Genomic DNA, 18,703 nt, shown 5'->3' with positions numbered 1-18,703 from the left:
AGCTTCAACTCAACCCTGTAAAATTTTGTCCATTATGCGGCCTGGCAGCAGGCGTTTAAGCAGCATCACTGCCCACGTCACCAGCGTAACCGGATAACGTAGCTTTGGTTTATCGCTCTCAAACGCATGACGCACTTTGGCGACAACCGCTTCTGGTCCCAGCGTAAAACGCGCGGCAATGCCGGGATTTTCAACGGGAGCATCGCTCTGGGTCTGGTTGACGTTTTCGGTAAAGCGGGTACGGATGGGGCCGGGTTCAATCAGGCTGACCTTAATCCCGCTGTGGCGCAGTTCCATACGCAGTGCGTCGGACCAGGCTTCCAGTGCATATTTGCTGGCGGCATAGGCGCCGCGTCCCGGCGTTGAGATCAATCCCATCACCGAGGAGGTCATCACAATGCGCCCTTCGCCGTGGGGTAACATGGCAGGTAACAGGCGCATGGTAAGCTGATGTGCGCCAAAGAAGTTGGCGGAAAACTGCTGTTCCATCTGTTCACGGCTGATGGTGGGCAGTGGGCCATAGACACCGTATCCGGCGTTGTTAAAGATCCCATATAAACGATTATCGGTCAGGGCGATCACTTCATCGGCGGCACGATCCACGCTTTCGGGTGAATCCAGATCCAGCAACACGCCAGTGAATCCCATGCTGTTCATACGCGCGACATCGTCAGGTTTGCGACAGCCTGCCAGAATTTGAAAACCCTGGCGCTTTAGCTCAAGCGCGCTTTCCAGGCCGATTCCGCTGGAACATCCTGTTATTAAGACCGATTTTTGCATAACTTTACCTGTCAGGATCTCCGTTGTTTTATGAGTCGTGATTTACTAGAGGTGTGAGATGTTGCGCCATCCAGTCGGCGATAAACGGCTGGGCGTCACGGTTAGGATGAATACCATCATCCTGCATCCACTGGGGTTTCAGATAAACCTCTTCCATAAAAAAGGGCAGCAGAGGGATATCAAACTCTTTGGCGAGCTTTGGATAAATCGCGCTAAAGGTTTCATTATAACGGCGACCGTAGTTTGCCGGCAGACGAATTTGCATTAATAGCGGTTCGGCATTTGCCGCTTTCACGTCCTGCAAAATCGTGCGCAGGGTTTGTTCGGTTTGCGCAGGCGCAAAGCCGCGCAGGCCATCGTTGCCGCCAAGTTCGACCAGTACCCAACGCGGCTGGTGCTGCTTGAGTAATGCAGGCAGACGGGCCAGGCCCTGCTGCGAGGTGTCGCCGCTAATGCTGGCATTCACCACTGGCGTTTTGGTTTGCCATTTATCATTAAGTAGCGCAGGCCACGCGGCGCTGGCGGACATTCGGTATCCGGCGCTCAGGCTGTCACCCAGAATTAATAACGTGTCCGCTGCGGCGGCGCGGAAAGTTAACAGGACCAGGAACAGGAAAGGCCAATGCCAGCGGAAAACATTGTTGAAGTTCATCATCTTAAGAAATCCGTCGGTCAGGGTGATCATGAGCTATCCATCCTTACCGGAGTTGAACTGGTTGTCAAACGCGCCGAGACCATTGCGCTGATTGGCGAGTCGGGATCGGGGAAATCCACGCTGCTGGCGATCCTCGCCGGGCTGGACGATGGCACCAGCGGTGAAGTCAGCCTGGTGGGGCAGGCGCTGCACACCATGGACGAAGAAGCCCGGGCGCAGCTGCGGGCGCGGCACGTGGGTTTTGTCTTCCAGTCATTCATGTTAATTCCGACCCTCAACGCGCTGGAAAACGTCGAACTGCCCGCGCTGTTGCGCGGCGAAAATAGCGGAAAAAGTCGTGACGGGGCAAAAACGCTGTTGGAACAACTGGGACTGGGAAAACGTCTTGATCATCTTCCGGCCCAGCTTTCCGGCGGGGAGCAGCAGCGCGTGGCGCTGGCGCGAGCGTTTAACGGGCGTCCGGATGTGCTGTTTGCCGATGAGCCGACAGGCAACCTCGATCGCCAGACCGGAGACAAAATAGCCGACCTGCTGTTTTCTCTGAACCGGGAACACGGCACCACCCTGATTCTGGTGACGCATGACCCGCAGTTGGCGGCGCGTTGCGACAGGCGCTTACGTCTGGTGAATGGACAGTTGCAGGAGGAGGCATGATTGCACGCTGGTTCTGGCGCGAATGGCGCTCGCCTTCATTACTGATTGTCTGGCTGGCACTAAGCCTGGCGGTAGCCTGTGTGCTGGCGCTGGGCAATATCAGCGACCGTATGGAAAAAGGGCTGAGCCAGCAAAGCCGTGAGTTTATGGCGGGCGATCGGTCGCTACAAAGTTCGCGTACCGTGCCGAAAGCGTGGATTGACGAGGCGCGACAGCGGGGTTTGAAAGTCGGCGAGCAGCTGACTTTTGCGACCATGACTTTTGCCCGGGATACGCCGCAGCTGGCGAATGTCAAAGCGGTGGATGACGTGTATCCGATGTACGGCACGTTACAAACTAATCCACCGGGGTTGAAACCACAGCCGGGCATGGTGTTGCTGGCCCCGCGTCTGATGGCGCTGCTCAATCTAAAAATCGGTGATTCTATTGACGTCGGTGATGCCACGCTGCGCATTGCCGGGGAGGTGGTGCAGGAGCCGGACTCTGGTTTTAATCCGTTCCAGATAGCACCGCGTCTGATGATGAGCATGGCGGATGTCGAAAAAACGGCGGCGGTCCAGCCGGGAAGCCGCGTGACCTGGCGCTATAAATTTGGCGGAACGCCGCAGCAACTGGACGCCTACGAAAAATGGCTGTTGCCGCAGCTAAAGCCTGAACAGCGCTGGTACGGGCTGGAGCAGGATGAAGGCGCGCTGGGGAAATCTCTGGAGCGTTCGCAACAGTTCCTGCTGTTGTCGGCGCTGTTAACGCTGCTGCTGGCGGTCGCCGCGGTTGCTGTGGCGATGAGCCATTATTGCCGCAGCCGTTACGATCTGGTGGCTATACTGAAAACCCTCGGCGCGGGCAGAGCGCAACTGCGCAGGCTGATTGTTGGTCAATGGCTGATGGTGCTGGCGCTGTCTGGCTTGACCGGCGGGCTGTTCGGACTGCTATTTGAGCGCGTGCTGGTGCTACTGCTCAAGCCGGTTCTGCCTGGAGAACTACCGCCTGCCAGCCCCTGGCCGTGGCTATGGGCACTAGGCACCATGACGGTGATTTCGCTGTTGGTCGGGTTACGCCCTTACCGCCTGCTGCTGGCGACGCAGCCGCTGCGGGTGCTGCGCCGTGACGTGGTGGCAAACGTCTGGCCGCTGAAGTTTTATTTGCCGGTGGTAGTGATAGTCGTGATTGCACTGCTTGCTGGACTGATGGGCGGAAGTCCGCTGCTGTGGGCGGTACTGGCTGGTGCGGTGGTACTGGCGCTGTTGTGCGGGGTGCTCGGCTGGATGCTGCTCAACGTGCTGCGTGGTCTGACGCTTTCCTCACTGCCGTTGCGTTTGGCGGTCAGTCGACTGTTGCGCCAGCCGTGGTCAACGCTCAGCCAGCTATCGGCATTTTCGCTTTCCTTTATGCTGCTGGCGTTGTTACTGGTACTGCGCGGCGATCTGCTCGACCGTTGGCAGCAGCAAATGCCGCCGGAAAGTCCCAATTATTTCTTGATCAACATTGCCAGTGAGCAGGTTGTACCGCTGAAGTCATTCTTGTCGGAACATCAGGTGATCCCGGAATCGTTCTATCCGATTGTGCGGGCGCGTCTGACGGCGATCAATGAGAAGCCGACCGAAGGCAATCAGGATGAGGCGCTGAACCGCGAGCTTAACCTGACCTGGCAGGATACCCGACCGGATCATAACCCGATAACCGCCGGAAGCTGGCCGCCAAAAGCGGGCGAAGTGTCGATGGAAGAGGGGTTAGCGAAACGGCTGAACGTCAAACTCGGCGATCGGGTGACTTTTATGGGCGATACCCAGGATTTCAGCGCCACGGTCAGCAGCCTGCGTAAAGTGGACTGGGAAAGCCTGCGGCCTAATTTCTTCTTTATTTTCCCTGCCGGGGCGCTGGACGATCAGCCCCAGAGCTGGTTAACCAGCTTTCGTTGGGAGAACGGCAACGGCATGTTGACGCAGCTTAACCGCGAATTCCCGACCATCAGCCTGCTGGATATTGGCGCCATCCTCAAACAGGTAGGGCAGGTGCTGGAGCAGGTAAGTAGAGCGCTGGAAGTGATGGTGGTACTGGTTACCGCCTGCGGCATGTTGTTGCTGTTGGCGCAGGTTCAGGTGGGGATGCGTCAGCGTCATCAGGAGTTGGTGGTCTGGCGCACGCTGGGAGCAGGTAAGAAGCTGCTGCGTACCACGCTGTGGTGCGAGTTCGCCATGCTCGGGATGGTTGCCGGACTGGTGGCGGCCATCGGTGCGGAAACAGCGTTGGCGGTACTGCAAACCAAAGTGTTTGATTTCCCGTGGGGGCCAGACTGGCGACTGTGGGTAGTATTACCATTTAGTGGAGCATTGCTGCTCTCTTTATGCGGCGGATGGCTCGGTTCACGTCTGCTAAAAGGTAAAGCGCTGTTCCGTCAGTTCAGTAGTTAATTCATATTCGTGATGATTACGCACCGGTTTTAAAATCGGTGCGTCTTTTTTTCTATGTAGCACAAATTGATAACTCCTTGATATTTAACAGAACAGAACAATAAAAACCCAACAACACGAGAGTATTAATAAACGTTAATATTTGTGTGCTGAATAATTGGCAGGCTATCTATCAAGGTATAAATAATGACTATAAAAAAAACAGCGCTGGCGGTATCGATCGGCGCAGCAGTGGCATTAACGACTTTCGCTTCACAGGCGGAAATCACGGTCCTGAAACAAGATCCGCAGGCGGGCAACCCGCTGAGCCGTCTTAACTTCACCGTCGGCGGCAGTATTCGTCCGCAGTTCCAGAATATGGCCGGTGACGATGGTAAGAATGGCTACAAACGTAATGGCTTCGATGGCGGTACACGTTTCCGCTTTGCCGCTGACTACTATCTGTTTGATGATATCAGTTGGGTGAGCTACTACGAGCTGGGCGTCAACTTCCCGGCGATGTTCAACTGGGATAACCACTACGCTGACGGTGCCAACGATACCACGCGTCGTATGTTGTACACCGGTCTGAAGAGTGCAACCTGGGGTACGCTGACCTTCGGTCAACAAAACAGCATTTACTATGATGTAGTCGGTGCGAAAACGGATATCTGGGACTATGACATGATTGGTCAGGCTCCAGGTAACGGTATTAATGGCGACTATGACGGTTCCTATCGTACACGTAAATCTCTGAAGTATAAGAAAACGGTGGGGGATGTTGATCTCTATGCATCTTATTTGTTCAGCGATGATTACAACCCGAACAACGGTCTGCGCTACAAGCGTAAAGGCGGCGGCTCACTGGGTGTGGATTATCACATTACCGATGACCTGACCTGGGGTACGGCGTGGAACTACACTCGCGCGGAAATGCGTGGCAACACCAGCAAAACCTACGATCAAAACATCGTCGGTACCGCGCTGAGCTGGAAACCGGACAACTGGACCTTCTCGATGGGCGGCGGTTGGTATCAAAACTTCATGACCACCAAAAAAGTCTCTGTTAACGACTACTTTGCCGGTGACGCCTGGGGTCTGGAATACTTCGCCGGTTACACCTTCCCGGTGGGTCAATATGCGCTGAAATCCGTTCAGCCGTACTTTATGGGCGACCGTATTGAGTACGTGAATGGCCGTAACTACCTGCGTACCGACAACGGCGTGGGGATCAGCTTCCAGCTGGATTACGGTTTCCGTGTTGACTACGAACACGTCTTTACCTCCAGCACCGACAATCTGGGTGACATGAACCTGGTTCGTCTGCGTTACGACTTCTAATCGAACGCCTGCCGCCCGATACGCTTGCGCTTATCGGGCCTAAGAAAGCTGTTGTAGGCCGGATAAGGCACTTGTGCCGACATCCGGCTTTTTCATACCTTCTTTCATTTAAAAACATACTCTGCAACATCATGAAATAATTTCAAGGACAGCAGGTTGTGATCTGTGTCATGTTAACAATCAGCCTGTTAACGGGCCAACAAGAACAACGTCGCAAGAACGGCGTGAGACATGACACCACAACGTTAAAATGGAGAGAATATGGGATTGCGTCAGAGTTTACGCGTCGCGACCGGGGCGCTGTTACTGGCCTGCGGCTTACAATTTGCTCATGCGAACAGTGACCCGCATACCATCGTGTTTGGCGTCGCGCCTGGGCCATACGGCGATATGGTGAAACAGGCCATTGCCCCCACGCTGAAAGAGAAAGGCTATAAGGTAGTGGTGCGCGAATTCAGCGATTACGTGCAGCCAAACATGGCGCTCTCCAACGGTAGCATTGATGCTAACCTGTTCCAGCATTCGCTCTATTTTGACAAATTCACCGCCGATAAAGGCCTGAAGCTGAGCAAGCTGATTGTGGTCCCGACGGCCGGGATGGGGTTTTACTCACATAAAATCAAAAGCCTGGATGAGTTGAAAAAAGGGGATGTGATCACGTTGTCCAACGATCCGACCAACCTGGCCCGCGGTCTGCGTTTCCTGCAATCCATTGGCCTTATCACCATCAAAGATAATATCGATCCTACGAAAGCCTCCGAGCGCGATATCGCCAGCAACCCGAAAGGACTGGTATTTAAACCACTGGAAGCGGCACAACTGCCGCGCACTTTGGACGGTGTGACCGGCGCGCTGGTCAACGGTAACTTTGCCGTGGCGGCAAAACTGGATCTTTCCAGCGCCATCAAGCAAGAGCACCTGGACGAAAATCTGAAAAATATCATCGCGGTACGCAGTGAAGATGCGGATAAACCGTTCGCGAAAGATATTGTTGAGGCGGTGAAATCTCCGGCGTATCGCGCGGTGATCGACGATCCGCAAAATATCTACAGCGCCTTCCAGAAACCGGAATGGATGTCGACAGCCCAATAATCGCTGCGCACAAGGGTTAACAGGGGCAGCGACGACTGCCCTTTTCGCATTTCTGAGGTGGATATGATTGAGATAGAAAAGGTTTGCGTGGATTTTAGCGCAGGCCGTGGACCATCAACCCGGGCGGTTGATGACGTTAGCTTGCGCATTGGCGCAGGTGAGATATTTGGCATTGTCGGGACCAGCGGCGCGGGGAAAAGTACGCTGCTGCGCACCCTGAACGCCTTAACGCGTCCGAGCCAGGGAAGCGTGAAGGTGAACGGCGTAGAAATTTCCGCGCTGGAAGGGGGGCATCTACGTAAAGCCCGTCAGCGTATCGGGATGATTTTTCAACATTTTAACCTGATGCATACCCGTACCGTGGCGCAAAACGTCGCCTTTAGCCTGAAGGCTGCCGGATGGGAGCGCAGTAAAATTGGCCCGCGCGTGAGCGAAATCCTGGCGCTGGTGGGGCTGTCAGACAAGGCGAACCGCTTTCCGGTTCAGCTCAGCGGTGGGCAAAAGCAGCGTGTGGGTATTGCCCGCGCGATTGCCAATCATCCGGATGTGTTGCTGTGTGATGAACCTACTTCCGCCTTAGATCTCGAAACCTCAGCCACGATTCTGGCATTGCTTAAGCAGATCAACCAACAGTTGGGGATCACGATCGTGCTGATCACTCACGAGATGAACGTGATCAAATCGATTTGCGATCGCGTGGCGGTGATGTCCGGTGGCAAGGTGGTGGAGTCTGGTGAGGTGTTTGACGTTTTTGCTCATCCGCAGCACGCGTTTACGCAGCAGCTGGTGTCGCATACCCTCAATTTGACGCTGCCCGAGCGTCTGCGCCAGCATCTGCCCGGCCAGTTGCTAAAAATTCTGTTCATCGGCGATTCGGCGGAACAGCCGGTGTTGTCAGAAGTCGCGGTTAAATTTGGCGTGGCGGTGAACATTCTGCACGGCAAAATTGAATATATTGGCGAACGTGCGCTGGGGATTCTGGTCGTGCAGCTGACCGCGCCGCATAACCCTTCAGCGGTGGAAGTCGCCGTGGAACATATTCGTCAACGTACTGCACAGGTGGAGGTGATTCGTGGATGATTTATTGCCTGATTTGACGCTGGCGTTTAATGAAACCTTCCAGATGCTGAGCATCTCTACGGTGCTGGCAATTATTGGTGGTCTGCCGCTCGGTTTTCTGATTTTCGTCACCGACCGGCATTTATTCTGGCAAAACCGTTTTGTGTATCTGCTCAGCTCCGTGCTGGTGAATATCATTCGTTCGGTACCGTTTGTGATCCTGCTGGTTCTGCTGCTGCCGCTAACCCAGTTTTTGCTCGGGAATACCATTGGCCCGATTGCGGCGTCGGTCCCGCTCTCAGTGGCGGCAATCGCCTTCTATGCCCGTCTGGTTGATAGCGCGCTACGTGAAGTCGATAAAGGGATTATTGAAGCAGCGGAAGCGTTTGGTGCCAGCCCGATGCGCATCATCTGCACCGTTCTGTTACCTGAAGCGAGCGCGGGTCTGCTGCGTGGGTTGACGATAACGCTGGTGAGTCTGATCGGTTACTCCGCGATGGCCGGGATCGTTGGCGGCGGTGGAGTCGGCGACCTGGCGATTCGCTTTGGTTATTACCGCTACGAAACCCAGGTCATGATCGTCACTGTGGTGGCGCTGATTATTTTGGTGCAGGTCGTTCAGATGCTGGGTGACTGGCTGGCAAAACGCGCAGATAAGCGCGACAGACACTGATCACTGTGCGTTAAGCCAGTCGGCAACGTCCTGCCATGTGCCGCGAAAAACGATTTTCGCGGCTTTCTTTTCCAACTGATAACGATACATCGGGTCGTAATATTCGTTGAGCAACGGTACCAGCCAGCCCATATGGGCGTCGGTGCTGCCCGTTGCCTGCTGTTCGCGCAGAGCCTCGTCGAGCAGGGTGGTCAGCTCGGCAAAACGTTGTAAACCCAGACGACGGCGTATAGCAAACAGGCCGTGGTGCAGATACTCGCTGTACTCCTGCCAGCCCTGGCTCTCGCCATAAGCGTGGGTAAAATCGTGGTGCATCTTCACGAAATACTCTTCGCGTAGTCGCTCCAGACGACGCTCAAAAGGATCGTCCACCACTGCAATTGATGCCTGGGTCATGCGCTCGCGCAGGCATTCGGGCAGATGATTAGCCCCGATCATGCGGCCTTCATCTTCCAGTACCCACAGACGTAAATCCTGACGGCTATCGGTTTTGAGCATTTCAACCGCCAGCAGGTTTTCAAAACTCGCCTGACTCAATTGAGGTTCAACGGTGCGCCCAAACGAGGAGCCGCGATGGTGCGCCAGACCTTCGAGATCCACACCGTTTGGCTGTTGTTGCACCAGTTGGGTTTTGCCGTTCCCGGTACAGCCGCCAATTAAGACGATCGGCTTTTGCACTAATTCTTCAGTCAGCTGTATCACTGCCTGGCGCAGGGCTTTGTAACCGCCTTTAATCAGCGGATAGTCAATGCCGGACTCATGCAGCCACTGCTGCACAATATGCGAACGCTGACCGCCACGCGCGCAGCATAAATAGCCTGCAGGATTTTGACGGCAGGCATCCTGCCAGGCATGCATGCGCTGTTGGCGGGTCTCCCCCGAGACCAGTTGATGGCCGAGCGCGAGGGCGGCTTCGGGCCCCTGGCGTTTGTAACAGGTACCCACGGCGGCACGTTCGTCATCGTTCATTAAGGGAAGGTTGATTGCGCCCGGCATTGCGCCCTGCTGAAATTCCACGGGGGCGCGTACATCGATTAAAGGCGTACCGGCAAGCAAAATTGCGCGGTAGTCCGTTCCATCGTTCATGTTTGATCCTGAAAATACAAAACAGCAATGGAGGGGATTTTACGCGCCAGAGGAGGGGCCGGGGAAGGATAAAATCAACTCCCCGGCATTATTGGCTTATTTCAGCTTTGACTGCGCCCAGATAATACCGCTGGCATATTCCGGCGGCAGCAGGGGGATAAGCGCTTCCAGCGTCGCGCTAAGGCGCGCGGTATCGCTGTCGCTCAGGTTCAGGTGACCCACCTTACGCCCTTCACGCACCTCTTTGTCATACCAGTGCAGATGCACCAGCGGCAGCTTCAGCCAGTCGTAGTTCAGGTCGCTACCAATCAGGTTTACCATCACCGAAGGGTGGTTCACCACCGGCGTCGGTAACGGCAGGTCGGTAATGGCACGTAGATGCAGCTCAAACTGGCTGATGCTGGCGCCGTTTTGCGTCCAGTGCCCGCTGTTGTGCACGCGCGGAGCCAGTTCGTTAATCAGCAGACCTTCCGGGGTGATGAAACACTCCATCGCCATCACGCCGACATAGCCCAGCTCCTGCATGATGGCAGAGAGCATTGCTTCAGCTTGTTCCTGCTGTCTGGCGTTAGCCTGCGGGAACACCACGCTGGTGCGCAGAATGCCGTCCTGATGCAGGTTATGGGTCAGCGGATAGAAAACGGTGCTGCCGTCGTGCGCACGAGCGCCAACCAGTGAGACTTCTCCGGAGAAGTTGATTCCCCGCTCGACGATGCACTCGCCGTAGCAGTCGTCCGGCAGTTGCTCAGTTTCATTTGCGCGCAAGCGCCACTGTCCACGTCCGTCGTAGCCGCCGACGCGACGTTTCACGATCGCCAGCTCGCCAAGTTTGTCGAATACCGCAGACCATTCGCTTTTATCTGCCAGCAGTTGCCACGGCGCGGTCGCCAGACCGAGCTTGTCAAAAAGCTGCTTTTGCGTCAGACGGTCGGCAATAATCGGGAAGACGTCGCGGTTAACAAACGCCGGGTGGCGTGCCAGTTCGCGGGTGAGTGCCGTTTCCGGCCAGCGCTCAATCTCAGCGGTGATCACGCTTTGCTGAAAAGGGACCGCAGCCGGTTCAGCGTCCAGCCCGACGGGCCAGACCGCTATGCCCAGTGGCTCACCGGCCTGGCGCAGCATGCGCCCTAGCTGTCCGTTGCCAAGTACGCAGACCTGCTTCATGCGACACCTCGCGGGTCCGGGTTCTCCAGCACCTCATCGGTTTGCGCTTTGCGCCACTCAGCCAGACGCTGATGCAGTTCTTTGTCGTGTGTTGCCAGAATTTGTGCTGCCAGCAGGGCCGCATTTGCCGCCCCCGCTTTGCCGATCGCCAGCGTGCCGACCGGAATACCGCGCGGCATTTGAACGATAGAGTAGAGGCTATCTACGCCGCTCAGCGCTGCGCTTTGCACCGGAACGCCCAAAACTGGCACCAGCGTTTTCGCCGCAATCATGCCAGGCAAATGCGCTGCGCCACCGGCCCCGGCAATAATCACCTGATAACCGTTCTCTTCAGCGCTTTCGGCGAAGCTAAACAGTTTGTCTGGGGTACGGTGAGCAGAGACGACCTCAACATGGTGTGGAATGTCCAACATTTCGAAGATTTCGGCGGCGAACTGCATGGTAGCCCAGTCGCTTTTGGACCCCATCACGATGGCGACACGCGCCGGATTATTGCGGGAAGACATGCGTCTGAAAACTCCTGTGGTGCACTACACTCGACTTTTGAGGCCACAGAGAATAGCATAATTCACCGCCAAGGAAAACGATTGCGCGCTTTGCACTTCACTCTTCAAGCTGCCTCTTTGTTGGCTGCATCTGCTCACCCCAGTCACTTACTTTTGTAAGCTCCAGAGGACTCACAGATTTGCCGCCTCGATGCAACTCGAATAATTTTGTGTAAAGAGGAACTGAGTATCTGCAGAATTAAAACGGAAAGGCGATCAGTTCAACGTCGTCAGGGGTGACTTTGATCATCGAACCTTCGGTGTGCCATGCGCCTAAAACCACGCGGAAAGCGGGTTGTTCATTGGCCGTAAGTTTGTGGACGGCAGGACGGTGGGTATGGCCGTGAATTAACCACTGAACCTGATGTTTTTCCATCTCGCTAATCACGGCCTGCTGATTCACATCCATGATTTCCAGCGATTTGGTGGTGTTGGCTGCTTTGCTGTTGGCACGCATTTTCGCAGCGATTCGCTGGCGAACGAACAGCGGCAGAGCGAGGAACAGCTTCTGTAACCAGGGTTGATGCACTTTGGCGCGAAATGCCTGATAGCCTGCGTCGTCGGTGCATAAGGTGTCGCCATGCATGATCAGCACCTTGCGGCCATACAGGTCGAGCACTTTTTCTTCGGGAAGCAAGGTCATGCCGCTCGCACGGGCAAAACGTTTACCGAGCAGAAAATCACGGTTGCCGTGAATAAAAAAGCAGGGAACGCCGGAATCAGTCAGTGATTTTATCGCCGCGGCCATTTCACGATGCAGCGGATTAGGATCGTCGTCGCCAATCCAGGCTTCAAACAGGTCGCCAAGAATGTATAGCGCATCGGCCTTTCGCGCATCACCGGCTAAAAAACGCAGAAAACCGGCGGTGATCGCCGGTTCTTCTGTGCAGAGGTGAAGATCTGCAATAAACAGTGTCGCCACGATTACTCGCTGACGGTCACGTTTTCGATGATAACGTCTTCTTTTGGCACATCCTGATGCATACCGCTGCGACCAGTGGAAACGCCTTTGATTTTATCAACCACGTCCATGCCTTCAACAACTTCAGCGAACACGCAGTAACCCCAACCCTGCATGCTTTCGCCGGAGAAGTTCAGGAAGTCGTTGTCTGCAACGTTGATGAAGAACTGTGCGGTTGCGGAGTGCGGAGCCTGAGTACGCGCCATCGCCAGCGTACCACGGGTGTTTTTCAAACCGTTGTTCGCTTCGTTTTTGATCGCTTCTTTCGTGGCTTTTTGCTTCATGCCTGGCTCGAAACCGCCGCCCTGGATCATGAAACCGTTAATAACACGGTGGAAAATGGTGTTGTTGTAAAAACCTTCGCGGCAGTAGTCCAGGAAGTTTTTAACTGTTTCAGGCGCTTTATCATCAAACGTTTTGATTACGATATCGCCGTGATTAGTGTGGAAAGTAACCATTTTTGCATCCTGTTCCGATAGATTGGTGCTTCGACCCCGTCAAGGGTCAGAGTTAGGGGTGTGTTATAGCATAACCGCAAGCTGCGATCACCTCGCAAAGTGTGCTGCTTCCGGTCTAAATTATGGGTATTATACAGACTTTACTATCCACACACGTCTACACGGAATCTTCGATGTTAAAAATCTTTAATACACTGACGCGCCAAAAAGAGGAATTCAAACCTATTCATGCCGGGGAAGTCGGCATGTACGTGTGTGGTATTACCGTTTACGATCTCTGTCATATTGGCCACGGACGTACCTTCGTTTCTTTCGACGTCGTTGCGCGTTATCTGCGCTTCCTCGGCTATAAGCTGAAGTATGTGCGCAACATTACCGATATCGATGACAAAATCATCAAGCGCGCGAATGAAAACGGCGAAAGTTTTGTGGCGTTGGTCGACAGAATGATCGCGGAAATGCACAGCGATTTCGATGCGCTGAATATTCTGCGCCCGGATCTGGAGCCGCGTGCTACGCACCATATCGCTGAAATTATCGAAATCACTGAACAGCTGATTGCCAAAGGTCACGCTTATGTTGCCGATAACGGCGACGTGATGTTCGACGTGCCGACTGACCCGAACTACGGCCAGCTGTCGCGCCAGGATCTGGATCAGCTGCAGGCAGGCGCGCGCGTTGACGTGGTTGATGTGAAGCGCAACCCGATGGACTTCGTGCTGTGGAAAATGTCCAAAGAAGGCGAGCCGAGCTGGCCGTCTCCGTGGGGCGCGGGCCGTCCGGGCTGGCACATCGAATGTTCGGCGATGAACTGCAAACAGTTGGGCAACCATTTCGATATTCACGGCGGCGGTTCGGACCTGATGTTCCCGCACCATGAAAACGAAATTGCTCAGTCCACCTGTGCGCATGACGGTGAGTACGTTAATTACTGGATGCACTCAGGGATGGTGATGGTTGACCGCGAGAAAATGTCCAAATCGCTGGGCAACTTCTTTACCGTTCGCGATGTGCTGAAATACTACGACGCCGAAACCATTCGCTACTTCCTGATGTCTGGTCATTACCGTAGCCAGTTAAACTACAGCGAAGAGAACCTCAAGCAGGCGCGTTCTGCGCTGGAGCGTCTGTATACCGCGCTGCGTGGTACCGACAAATCCGTTGCGCCAGCCGGTGGCGAAGCCTTTGAAGCGCGCTTTATTGAAGCGATGGACGACGACTTCAACACCCCGGAAGCCTACTCCGTATTGTTTGATATGGCACGTGAGGTAAACCGTCTGAAGGGTGAAGATATGGCGGCGGCTAACGGCATGGCTGCGCATCTGCGTAAGCTTTCCAGCGTACTGGGCCTGCTGGAACAGGATCCAGAAGCGTTCCTGCAAAGCGGTGCGCAGGCGGATGACGGTGAAGTCGCTGAAATTGAAGCGTTAATCCAACAGCGTCTGGATGCGCGTAAGGCGAAAGACTGGGCGGCAGCTGACGCCGCGCGTGACCGTCTCAACGAGATGGGCATCGTGCTGGAAGACGGCCCGCAGGGTACCACCTGGCGTCGTAAGTAACTCTGTAATGCCCGGTGGCGCTTACGCTTACCGGGCCGTGTAGGCCGGATAAGACGCAGCGCGTCGCATCCGGCAGATTAATATTTCCGATACCACCACAGCACACCCATCATTACGATTCCCGGCAGCCATACCCACATCAACTCCGACATGATCACCTGGTGCCCGTATGGCGTGGCGTAGCGTGACAGCGCGAACGGCGCGACTTTAATCACCTGCCACGGCGCGAAAAAGCGTTCATCCGACCACGGCCACAGCCAGCCGACGCCTTTGCCGCCGGTGGTGACAGAATCCAGCAGACTGTGCGACAGCAGTGAAACCGTCAGGAATAGCCAGCAGCGAATCAATCCCGCCTTAAACCATCGTCGGCCAATCAAGACGCAGAGCAGCGGTACCACGAAGGCGAACAGCAGTGAGTGGGTAAAACCCCGGTGACCAAACACATTGCCGTAGGCGACGCCGAACTTAAATGACAACACGTCGGCATCTGGCAGCATGGCCAGAACGACGCCAGCAAACAGTAATCGTGGGGGGATGACTTTAAGTCCGAGACCTAACCCTAAACAGAGCGGAACGGCCGCGTGGGTAACGATAGTGGGCATGATGATCGCTTCGTGAGGAAAAACAACATGCTATCAGTTCACTGTGAAGTGGGGATGAAGTCATTATCTGAAAACGAGAAGGGGAAGTGGCCGGATACGGTGTTAACCTCATCCGGCACTTAGGGTCACGCCACGACGTTAATGCTGTGGCCTTCAAAGCTGACGGTCTGTCCGGCAACGATTTTGCAGCGTTTACGCGTTTCAACAACGCCATCGACCTTCACTAACCCTTCGCCAATAGCAATTTTTGCCTGGGCGCCGCTTTCGCTCCAGCCTTCCAGCTTCAGCAAATCGCAGAGTTCAACGTGTGGGTGTTTACCCAGTGAAAATGTGGCCATCTTAAACGTCCTTTACATCATGATATTCAACACACGCCTGCAGCGTGTTTTCGATAAGTGTGGCGACCGTCATTGGGCCTACACCGCCGGGGACCGGCGTGATATATGACGCTCGTGCGGCCGCATCGTCAAAGACCACATCGCCAACAACCTTACCATTCTCCAGACGGTTGATGCCGACATCAATCACAATTGCACCTTCTTTGATCCACTCACCAGGAATAAAGCCCGGTTTACCGACGGCAACAATCAGCAGGTCAGCATTTTCTACGTGGCGGCGCAGATCTTTAGTGAATCGGTGGGTGACGGTGGTGGTGCAGCCAGCCAGCAGTAGCTCCATACTCATTGGGCGACCGACAATATTCGAGGCACCAATGACCACGGCATTCAGACCGTAGGTATCGATGTTGTAACGCTCAAGCAGGGTAACGATACCGCGCGGAGTACATGGGCGCAGACGCGGCGCGCGCTGGCACAGGCGACCGACGTTATACGGGTGGAAACCGTCAACGTCTTTATCCGGTGCAATACGTTCCAGCACTTTCACGTTGTCGATACCCGCCGGCAACGGCAGTTGTACCAGGATACCGTCGATGGTGGTATCTGCATTGAGCGTATCGATCAGCTCAAGAAGCTCCGCCTCGCTGGTGGTTTCAGGCAGGTCATAGGAGCGGGAGACAAACCCCACTTCGTCACAGGCTTTGCGTTTACTCGCAACATAAATCTGCGAAGCCGGGTTGCTACCTACCAGCACAACAGCCAGGCCTGGGGCGCGTAATCCAGCCGCTAAACGCGCCTGAACTTTTTGAGCAACCTCAGAGCGCACCTGCTGCGCAATCGTTTTACCGTCAATAATCTTTGCTGCCATCAGAGAGAGAATTCCGTCTGTTACGTTAAACCGAAGGGGATGTCACTATTTTGTCAGAAGCGGGGCGTGCTGTCAGTTTTCGTTTGCGTTTTTACGTGCGATAACGGGTGCCATGGTCAGAGCATGGGATCAGCACAGAGGCTGAAGTCTCCCAGGTAATTAATGAGCATGCGAATTAAAATTAACGTGAATGAAACAATTCATCACCCTAGTGTTTTCAGGGGTAATGCGCCATAAACCAGTCTGTTACGTACCTTTATGGGAGCATTTAAGTAATATTCACCCAGATTTTTCTTAGGTCCCAATAAGAATTGACCAGGGTCAATAAAAGGATTTGCAGGTATTTTTCATTAATTGAAATGTTTAATTTAACCCTGTGACGAATAGTCATATTCGCGAAGATTAATTAGTGAATCAAATACTCAGGAGAGTTGGGGTAAAAGGTTAGCTAATTCTCTTGCGATATATATCTTTACAGGATGCAGAGATAATTAGCCTGACATTTAATGTCGATAATGATTCAAACGGATCCCGCAGGACGCCGGAGCCGGATGTGTGTAATTCAAGGGAAATCCATGAAACGTAAATTAATGACCTCTTCTGTTATTGCCAGCCTGATGTTAGTTGCAGGTGCAGCGGTTGCAGCCGATCCGGTAAGCGTTAGCGGCGGTACTGTGCATTTTGAAGGTGAACTGGTCAATGCAGCCTGTGCAGTCAGTACTCAGTCATCCGATCAGGTTGTCACCTTAGGCCAGTATCGTACCGCCAGTTTTACCGCAGTTGGCGATACAACGGCGCAAATTCCGTTCTCAATCGTGCTAAACGACTGTGACCCGAAAGTTGCCGCAACCGCAGCCGTGGCTTTCTCTGGTCAATCCGATATTACCAACAACAACCTGCTGGCTGTCACTTCTGCAGATAACGGTACTACTGCCAGCGGTGTCGGGATTGAAATCCTGGACAATACGTCCACCGCGCTGAAGCCGGATGGAGCCACCTTCTCTACAGCTCAGGCGCTGGTAGAAGGGACCAACACCCTGCGTTTCTCTGCGCGTTACAAAGCCACAGCCACCAGCGCTACGCCGGGTCAGGCAAATGCCGACGCGACGTTCATTATGAAGTACGAATAAGCCGTTCTGATTTGCGCAAGGATGACGTTCGCCTCACTGGATGAGGCAATTTCCGGGGATGATGAAGGATGCGGCAGATGATAGGGAAAGGCGTGGCGCTGGCGGGAATGCTGTGCGTACTGCCTGTGTTTGCACATACGGTAATACTGGAAAGTGGCCGCCTTCACTTACGGGGGCAGCTCGTCAATGGTGCCTGTACGGTCGCTACCGACAGCCAAAATTTGCGGGTGCAAATGGGGCAGTATCGCACCAATGCTTTCTCCGGGACGGGAAGCTTTGCCTCGACCAGCGTGCCGTTTTCACTGCGCTTAACGTCATGCAGCTCCGATGTTTACGACCACGTTGGGATTGCGTTTGCAGGTGTGACACCAGCAGAAGATCCGCAGGTTTTTCTTGCCAGTGGTGATGCGTCTGCGGCTTCGGGGATCGGTCTGGCGTTATTTGATGAGCGCCAACAGCAAATTATTCCGAATGCGCTGCCGCTTCATTATGCGCCGATTATAACGCAAGAGATGACGTTTCATTTCACTGCTCGTTATCGGGCTGTCTCGGAAAATATAACGCCGGGAACGCTTCGTTCAGACGTGTGGTTTACGTTGGTTTATCCCTGATTAATTTCCCAACGATAATCACACCAAGGGTATTTGTAGCTATGTTTAATTATCTAAAATCAGGTTTTATCCTTTTACTGGCCTTATTTTCTGCTGCCAGTGTTCAGGCTGCCGGCGGTATTGCATTAGGCGCTACCCGCGTTATTTATCCAGCTGATGCCAAACAAACGTCCCTGTCTATTAGCAATAGTGATACCAAAGAACGTTACCTGGTCAATTCATGGATCGAGAATAGCGCAGGCGTTAAAGAAAAATCGTTTGTGGTTACGCCTCCGCTGTTCGTCAGCGAACCCAAAAGCGAAAACACGCTGCGTATCATCTATGCAGGTGTTCCGCTGCCCAAAGACCGTGAATCGCTGTTCTGGATGAATGTGAAAGCCATTCCGTCAGTCAATAAAAACAGCCTTGAGGGTAAAAACGTTCTGCAACTGGCGATTCTGTCCCGCATCAAGCTTTTTGTCCGTCCGAATAATCTGCCGCAAATTCCGGAAGATGCGCCCGGGATGCTGAAATTTTCCCGTACCGGCAACCACCTGAAAATCAATAATCCGTCAGCGTATTACGTCACCTTGGTCAATCTCAACGTGGGGAAAACGAAGGTTGATAACGTGATGGTCGCGCCGAAAAGTGATGCGCAGGTACTGCTACCAACGGGCGTTCAGGGCAACGTCACGTTCCAGACGGTCAATGATTATGGCGCCGTGACTCCGGCCCAAACGGTTAGCGTGCGTTGAGAT

Annotated in this window: 20 protein-coding genes; 10 read left to right on the top strand and 10 right to left on the bottom strand. The window is 54.2% G+C overall.

The features are described from left to right. Positions 1-9: 9 nt before the first annotated feature. Positions 10-780 carry an SDR family oxidoreductase gene (locus tag SK35_RS18445; protein ID WP_003835790.1) on the bottom strand — a complete coding sequence of 257 codons (771 nt, stop codon included), beginning with the start codon at positions 778-780 and terminating at the stop codon, positions 10-12. A gap of 28 nt (positions 781-808) precedes the next feature. Further along, positions 809-1,435 (bottom strand): multifunctional acyl-CoA thioesterase I/protease I/lysophospholipase L1, encoded by a 627-nt coding sequence (gene tesA / locus SK35_RS18440; RefSeq protein WP_003021850.1) that lies wholly within the window; start codon positions 1,433-1,435, stop codon positions 809-811. On the opposite strand from tesA, the gene ybbA reads away from it, so the two are divergent. The 6 genes from ybbA to SK35_RS18410 all read left to right on the top strand — a co-directional run bounded on the left by ybbA (position 1,403) and on the right by SK35_RS18410 (position 8,644). Continuing rightward, positions 1,403-2,089, top strand: a complete 687-nt coding sequence (ybbA, locus tag SK35_RS18435; RefSeq protein ID WP_008783992.1) for a putative ABC transporter ATP-binding protein YbbA — start codon at positions 1,403-1,405, stop codon at positions 2,087-2,089. The genes tesA and ybbA overlap by 33 nt on opposite strands. Continuing rightward, a complete protein-coding gene (ybbP, locus tag SK35_RS18430; RefSeq protein WP_048214767.1) occupies positions 2,086-4,500 on the top strand; it encodes a putative ABC transporter permease subunit YbbP in 2,415 nt (804 codons plus the stop codon). The genes ybbA and ybbP overlap by 4 nt, the downstream gene beginning before the upstream one ends. 186 nt (positions 4,501-4,686) lie before the next feature. After that, a complete protein-coding gene (locus tag SK35_RS18425) occupies positions 4,687-5,820 on the top strand; it encodes a porin (protein WP_048214766.1) in 1,134 nt (377 codons plus the stop codon). A 261-nt stretch (positions 5,821-6,081) separates the two neighbouring features. Further along, a complete protein-coding gene (locus SK35_RS18420; RefSeq protein WP_048214765.1) occupies positions 6,082-6,912 on the top strand; it encodes a MetQ/NlpA family ABC transporter substrate-binding protein in 831 nt (276 codons plus the stop codon). 63 nt (positions 6,913-6,975) lie between these two features. Then, positions 6,976-7,992 (top strand): virulence-associated ABC transporter ATP-binding protein SfbB, encoded by a 1,017-nt coding sequence (sfbB, locus tag SK35_RS18415; protein ID WP_032942581.1) that lies wholly within the window; start codon positions 6,976-6,978, stop codon positions 7,990-7,992. Beyond that, positions 7,985-8,644, top strand: coding sequence for a methionine ABC transporter permease (locus SK35_RS18410; RefSeq protein WP_048214764.1), 660 nt, complete (start codon positions 7,985-7,987; stop codon positions 8,642-8,644). The genes sfbB and SK35_RS18410 overlap by 8 nt, the downstream gene beginning before the upstream one ends. Here the strand turns inward: SK35_RS18410 and mnmH are convergent, their stop codons facing one another. The 5 genes from mnmH to ppiB form a co-directional block, all read right to left on the bottom strand. Beyond that, on the bottom strand, positions 8,645-9,730 hold the full coding sequence (gene mnmH / locus SK35_RS18405; protein ID WP_048214763.1) for a tRNA 2-selenouridine(34) synthase MnmH: 1,086 nt from the start codon (positions 9,728-9,730) through the stop codon (positions 8,645-8,647). It lies immediately after the preceding gene. Between the two features lie 96 nt (positions 9,731-9,826). Further along, positions 9,827-10,894, bottom strand: coding sequence for a 5-(carboxyamino)imidazole ribonucleotide synthase (gene purK / locus SK35_RS18400; RefSeq protein WP_003831106.1), 1,068 nt, complete (start codon positions 10,892-10,894; stop codon positions 9,827-9,829). Then, complete coding sequence (gene purE, locus SK35_RS18395) at positions 10,891-11,400, bottom strand: 5-(carboxyamino)imidazole ribonucleotide mutase (protein WP_048214762.1); 510 nt, start codon at positions 11,398-11,400, stop codon at positions 10,891-10,893. The genes purK and purE overlap by 4 nt, the downstream gene beginning before the upstream one ends. 238 nt (positions 11,401-11,638) lie before the next feature. Further along, positions 11,639-12,361: a UDP-2,3-diacylglucosamine diphosphatase gene (lpxH, locus tag SK35_RS18390; RefSeq protein WP_048214761.1), complete on the bottom strand. Its 723-nt coding sequence runs from the start codon at positions 12,359-12,361 to the stop codon at positions 11,639-11,641. A gap of 2 nt (positions 12,362-12,363) precedes the next feature. Then, the gene (gene ppiB / locus SK35_RS18385; protein ID WP_003021875.1) at positions 12,364-12,858 is read right to left on the bottom strand and encodes a peptidylprolyl isomerase B; all 495 of its coding nucleotides are present in this window, start codon (positions 12,856-12,858) and stop codon (positions 12,364-12,366) included. A 173-nt stretch (positions 12,859-13,031) separates the two neighbouring features. Here ppiB and cysS point away from each other — a divergent pair, with 173 nt between their 5' ends. Then, entirely contained in the window at positions 13,032-14,417 is a 1,386-nt protein-coding gene (cysS, locus tag SK35_RS18380; RefSeq protein WP_003831109.1) for a cysteine--tRNA ligase, read from the top strand. Positions 14,418-14,494: 77 nt separating this feature from the next. Here cysS and SK35_RS18375 read toward each other — a convergent pair whose 3' ends face one another. From SK35_RS18375 to folD, 3 genes are all read right to left on the bottom strand, one after another. After that, a complete protein-coding gene (locus SK35_RS18375; RefSeq protein WP_048214760.1) occupies positions 14,495-15,019 on the bottom strand; it encodes a metal-dependent hydrolase in 525 nt (174 codons plus the stop codon). A 125-nt stretch (positions 15,020-15,144) separates the two neighbouring features. Further along, on the bottom strand, positions 15,145-15,357 hold the full coding sequence (gene ybcJ, locus SK35_RS18370; RefSeq protein WP_003831111.1) for a ribosome-associated protein YbcJ: 213 nt from the start codon (positions 15,355-15,357) through the stop codon (positions 15,145-15,147). A gap of 1 nt (position 15,358) precedes the next feature. Further along, positions 15,359-16,225 (bottom strand): bifunctional methylenetetrahydrofolate dehydrogenase/methenyltetrahydrofolate cyclohydrolase FolD, encoded by an 867-nt coding sequence (gene folD / locus SK35_RS18365; RefSeq protein WP_003831112.1) that lies wholly within the window; start codon positions 16,223-16,225, stop codon positions 15,359-15,361. Positions 16,226-16,800: 575 nt separating this feature from the next. On the opposite strand from folD, the gene fimA reads away from it, so the two are divergent. From fimA to fimC, 3 genes are all read left to right on the top strand, one after another. After that, positions 16,801-17,355, top strand: a complete 555-nt coding sequence (fimA, locus tag SK35_RS18360) for a type 1 fimbrial major subunit FimA (RefSeq protein ID WP_032934356.1) — start codon at positions 16,801-16,803, stop codon at positions 17,353-17,355. 77 nt (positions 17,356-17,432) lie between these two features. Then, a complete protein-coding gene (gene fimI, locus SK35_RS18355; RefSeq protein WP_048214759.1) occupies positions 17,433-17,966 on the top strand; it encodes a type 1 fimbrial protein subunit FimI in 534 nt (177 codons plus the stop codon). 41 nt (positions 17,967-18,007) lie between these two features. Further along, a complete protein-coding gene (fimC, locus tag SK35_RS18350; RefSeq protein ID WP_008784004.1) occupies positions 18,008-18,700 on the top strand; it encodes a type 1 fimbria chaperone FimC in 693 nt (230 codons plus the stop codon). The last annotated feature ends 3 nt before the right edge of the window (positions 18,701-18,703 follow it).

The organism is Citrobacter sp. MGH105, from assembly GCF_001037485.2.
GTDB classification, from domain to species: Bacteria; Pseudomonadota; Gammaproteobacteria; order Enterobacterales; family Enterobacteriaceae; genus Citrobacter; species Citrobacter portucalensis.
This window is presented reverse-complemented; position numbering and strand designations above follow the sequence as displayed.

Bases quoted from the DNA above. Each gene is read 5' to 3' on its own strand.
- SK35_RS18420 (WP_048214765.1), top strand. From the start codon at position 6,082: ATGGGATTGCGTCAGAGTTTACGCGTCGCGACCGGGGCGCTGTTACTG.
- ybbP (WP_048214767.1), top strand. From the start codon at position 2,086: ATGATTGCACGCTGGTTCTGGCGCGAATGGCGCTCGCCTTCATTACTG.
- sfbB (WP_032942581.1), top strand. From the start codon at position 6,976: ATGATTGAGATAGAAAAGGTTTGCGTGGATTTTAGCGCAGGCCGTGGA.
- purE (WP_048214762.1), bottom strand. From the start codon at position 11,400: ATGTCTTCCCGCAATAATCCGGCGCGTGTCGCCATCGTGATGGGGTCC.
- SK35_RS18375 (WP_048214760.1), bottom strand. From the start codon at position 15,019: ATGCCCACTATCGTTACCCACGCGGCCGTTCCGCTCTGTTTAGGGTTA.
- folD (WP_003831112.1), bottom strand. From the start codon at position 16,225: ATGGCAGCAAAGATTATTGACGGTAAAACGATTGCGCAGCAGGTGCGC.
- mnmH (WP_048214763.1), bottom strand. From the start codon at position 9,730: ATGAACGATGGAACGGACTACCGCGCAATTTTGCTTGCCGGTACGCCT.
- fimC (WP_008784004.1), top strand. From the start codon at position 18,008: ATGTTTAATTATCTAAAATCAGGTTTTATCCTTTTACTGGCCTTATTT.
- purK (WP_003831106.1), bottom strand. From the start codon at position 10,894: ATGAAGCAGGTCTGCGTACTTGGCAACGGACAGCTAGGGCGCATGCTG.
- ybcJ (WP_003831111.1), bottom strand. From the start codon at position 15,357: ATGGCCACATTTTCACTGGGTAAACACCCACACGTTGAACTCTGCGAT.
- fimA (WP_032934356.1), top strand. From the start codon at position 16,801: ATGAAACGTAAATTAATGACCTCTTCTGTTATTGCCAGCCTGATGTTA.
- ppiB (WP_003021875.1), bottom strand. From the start codon at position 12,858: ATGGTTACTTTCCACACTAATCACGGCGATATCGTAATCAAAACGTTT.
- tesA (WP_003021850.1), bottom strand. From the start codon at position 1,435: ATGATGAACTTCAACAATGTTTTCCGCTGGCATTGGCCTTTCCTGTTC.
- cysS (WP_003831109.1), top strand. From the start codon at position 13,032: ATGTTAAAAATCTTTAATACACTGACGCGCCAAAAAGAGGAATTCAAA.
- fimI (WP_048214759.1), top strand. From the start codon at position 17,433: ATGATAGGGAAAGGCGTGGCGCTGGCGGGAATGCTGTGCGTACTGCCT.
- SK35_RS18425 (WP_048214766.1), top strand. From the start codon at position 4,687: ATGACTATAAAAAAAACAGCGCTGGCGGTATCGATCGGCGCAGCAGTG.
- ybbA (WP_008783992.1), top strand. From the start codon at position 1,403: ATGCCAGCGGAAAACATTGTTGAAGTTCATCATCTTAAGAAATCCGTC.
- SK35_RS18445 (WP_003835790.1), bottom strand. From the start codon at position 780: ATGCAAAAATCGGTCTTAATAACAGGATGTTCCAGCGGAATCGGCCTG.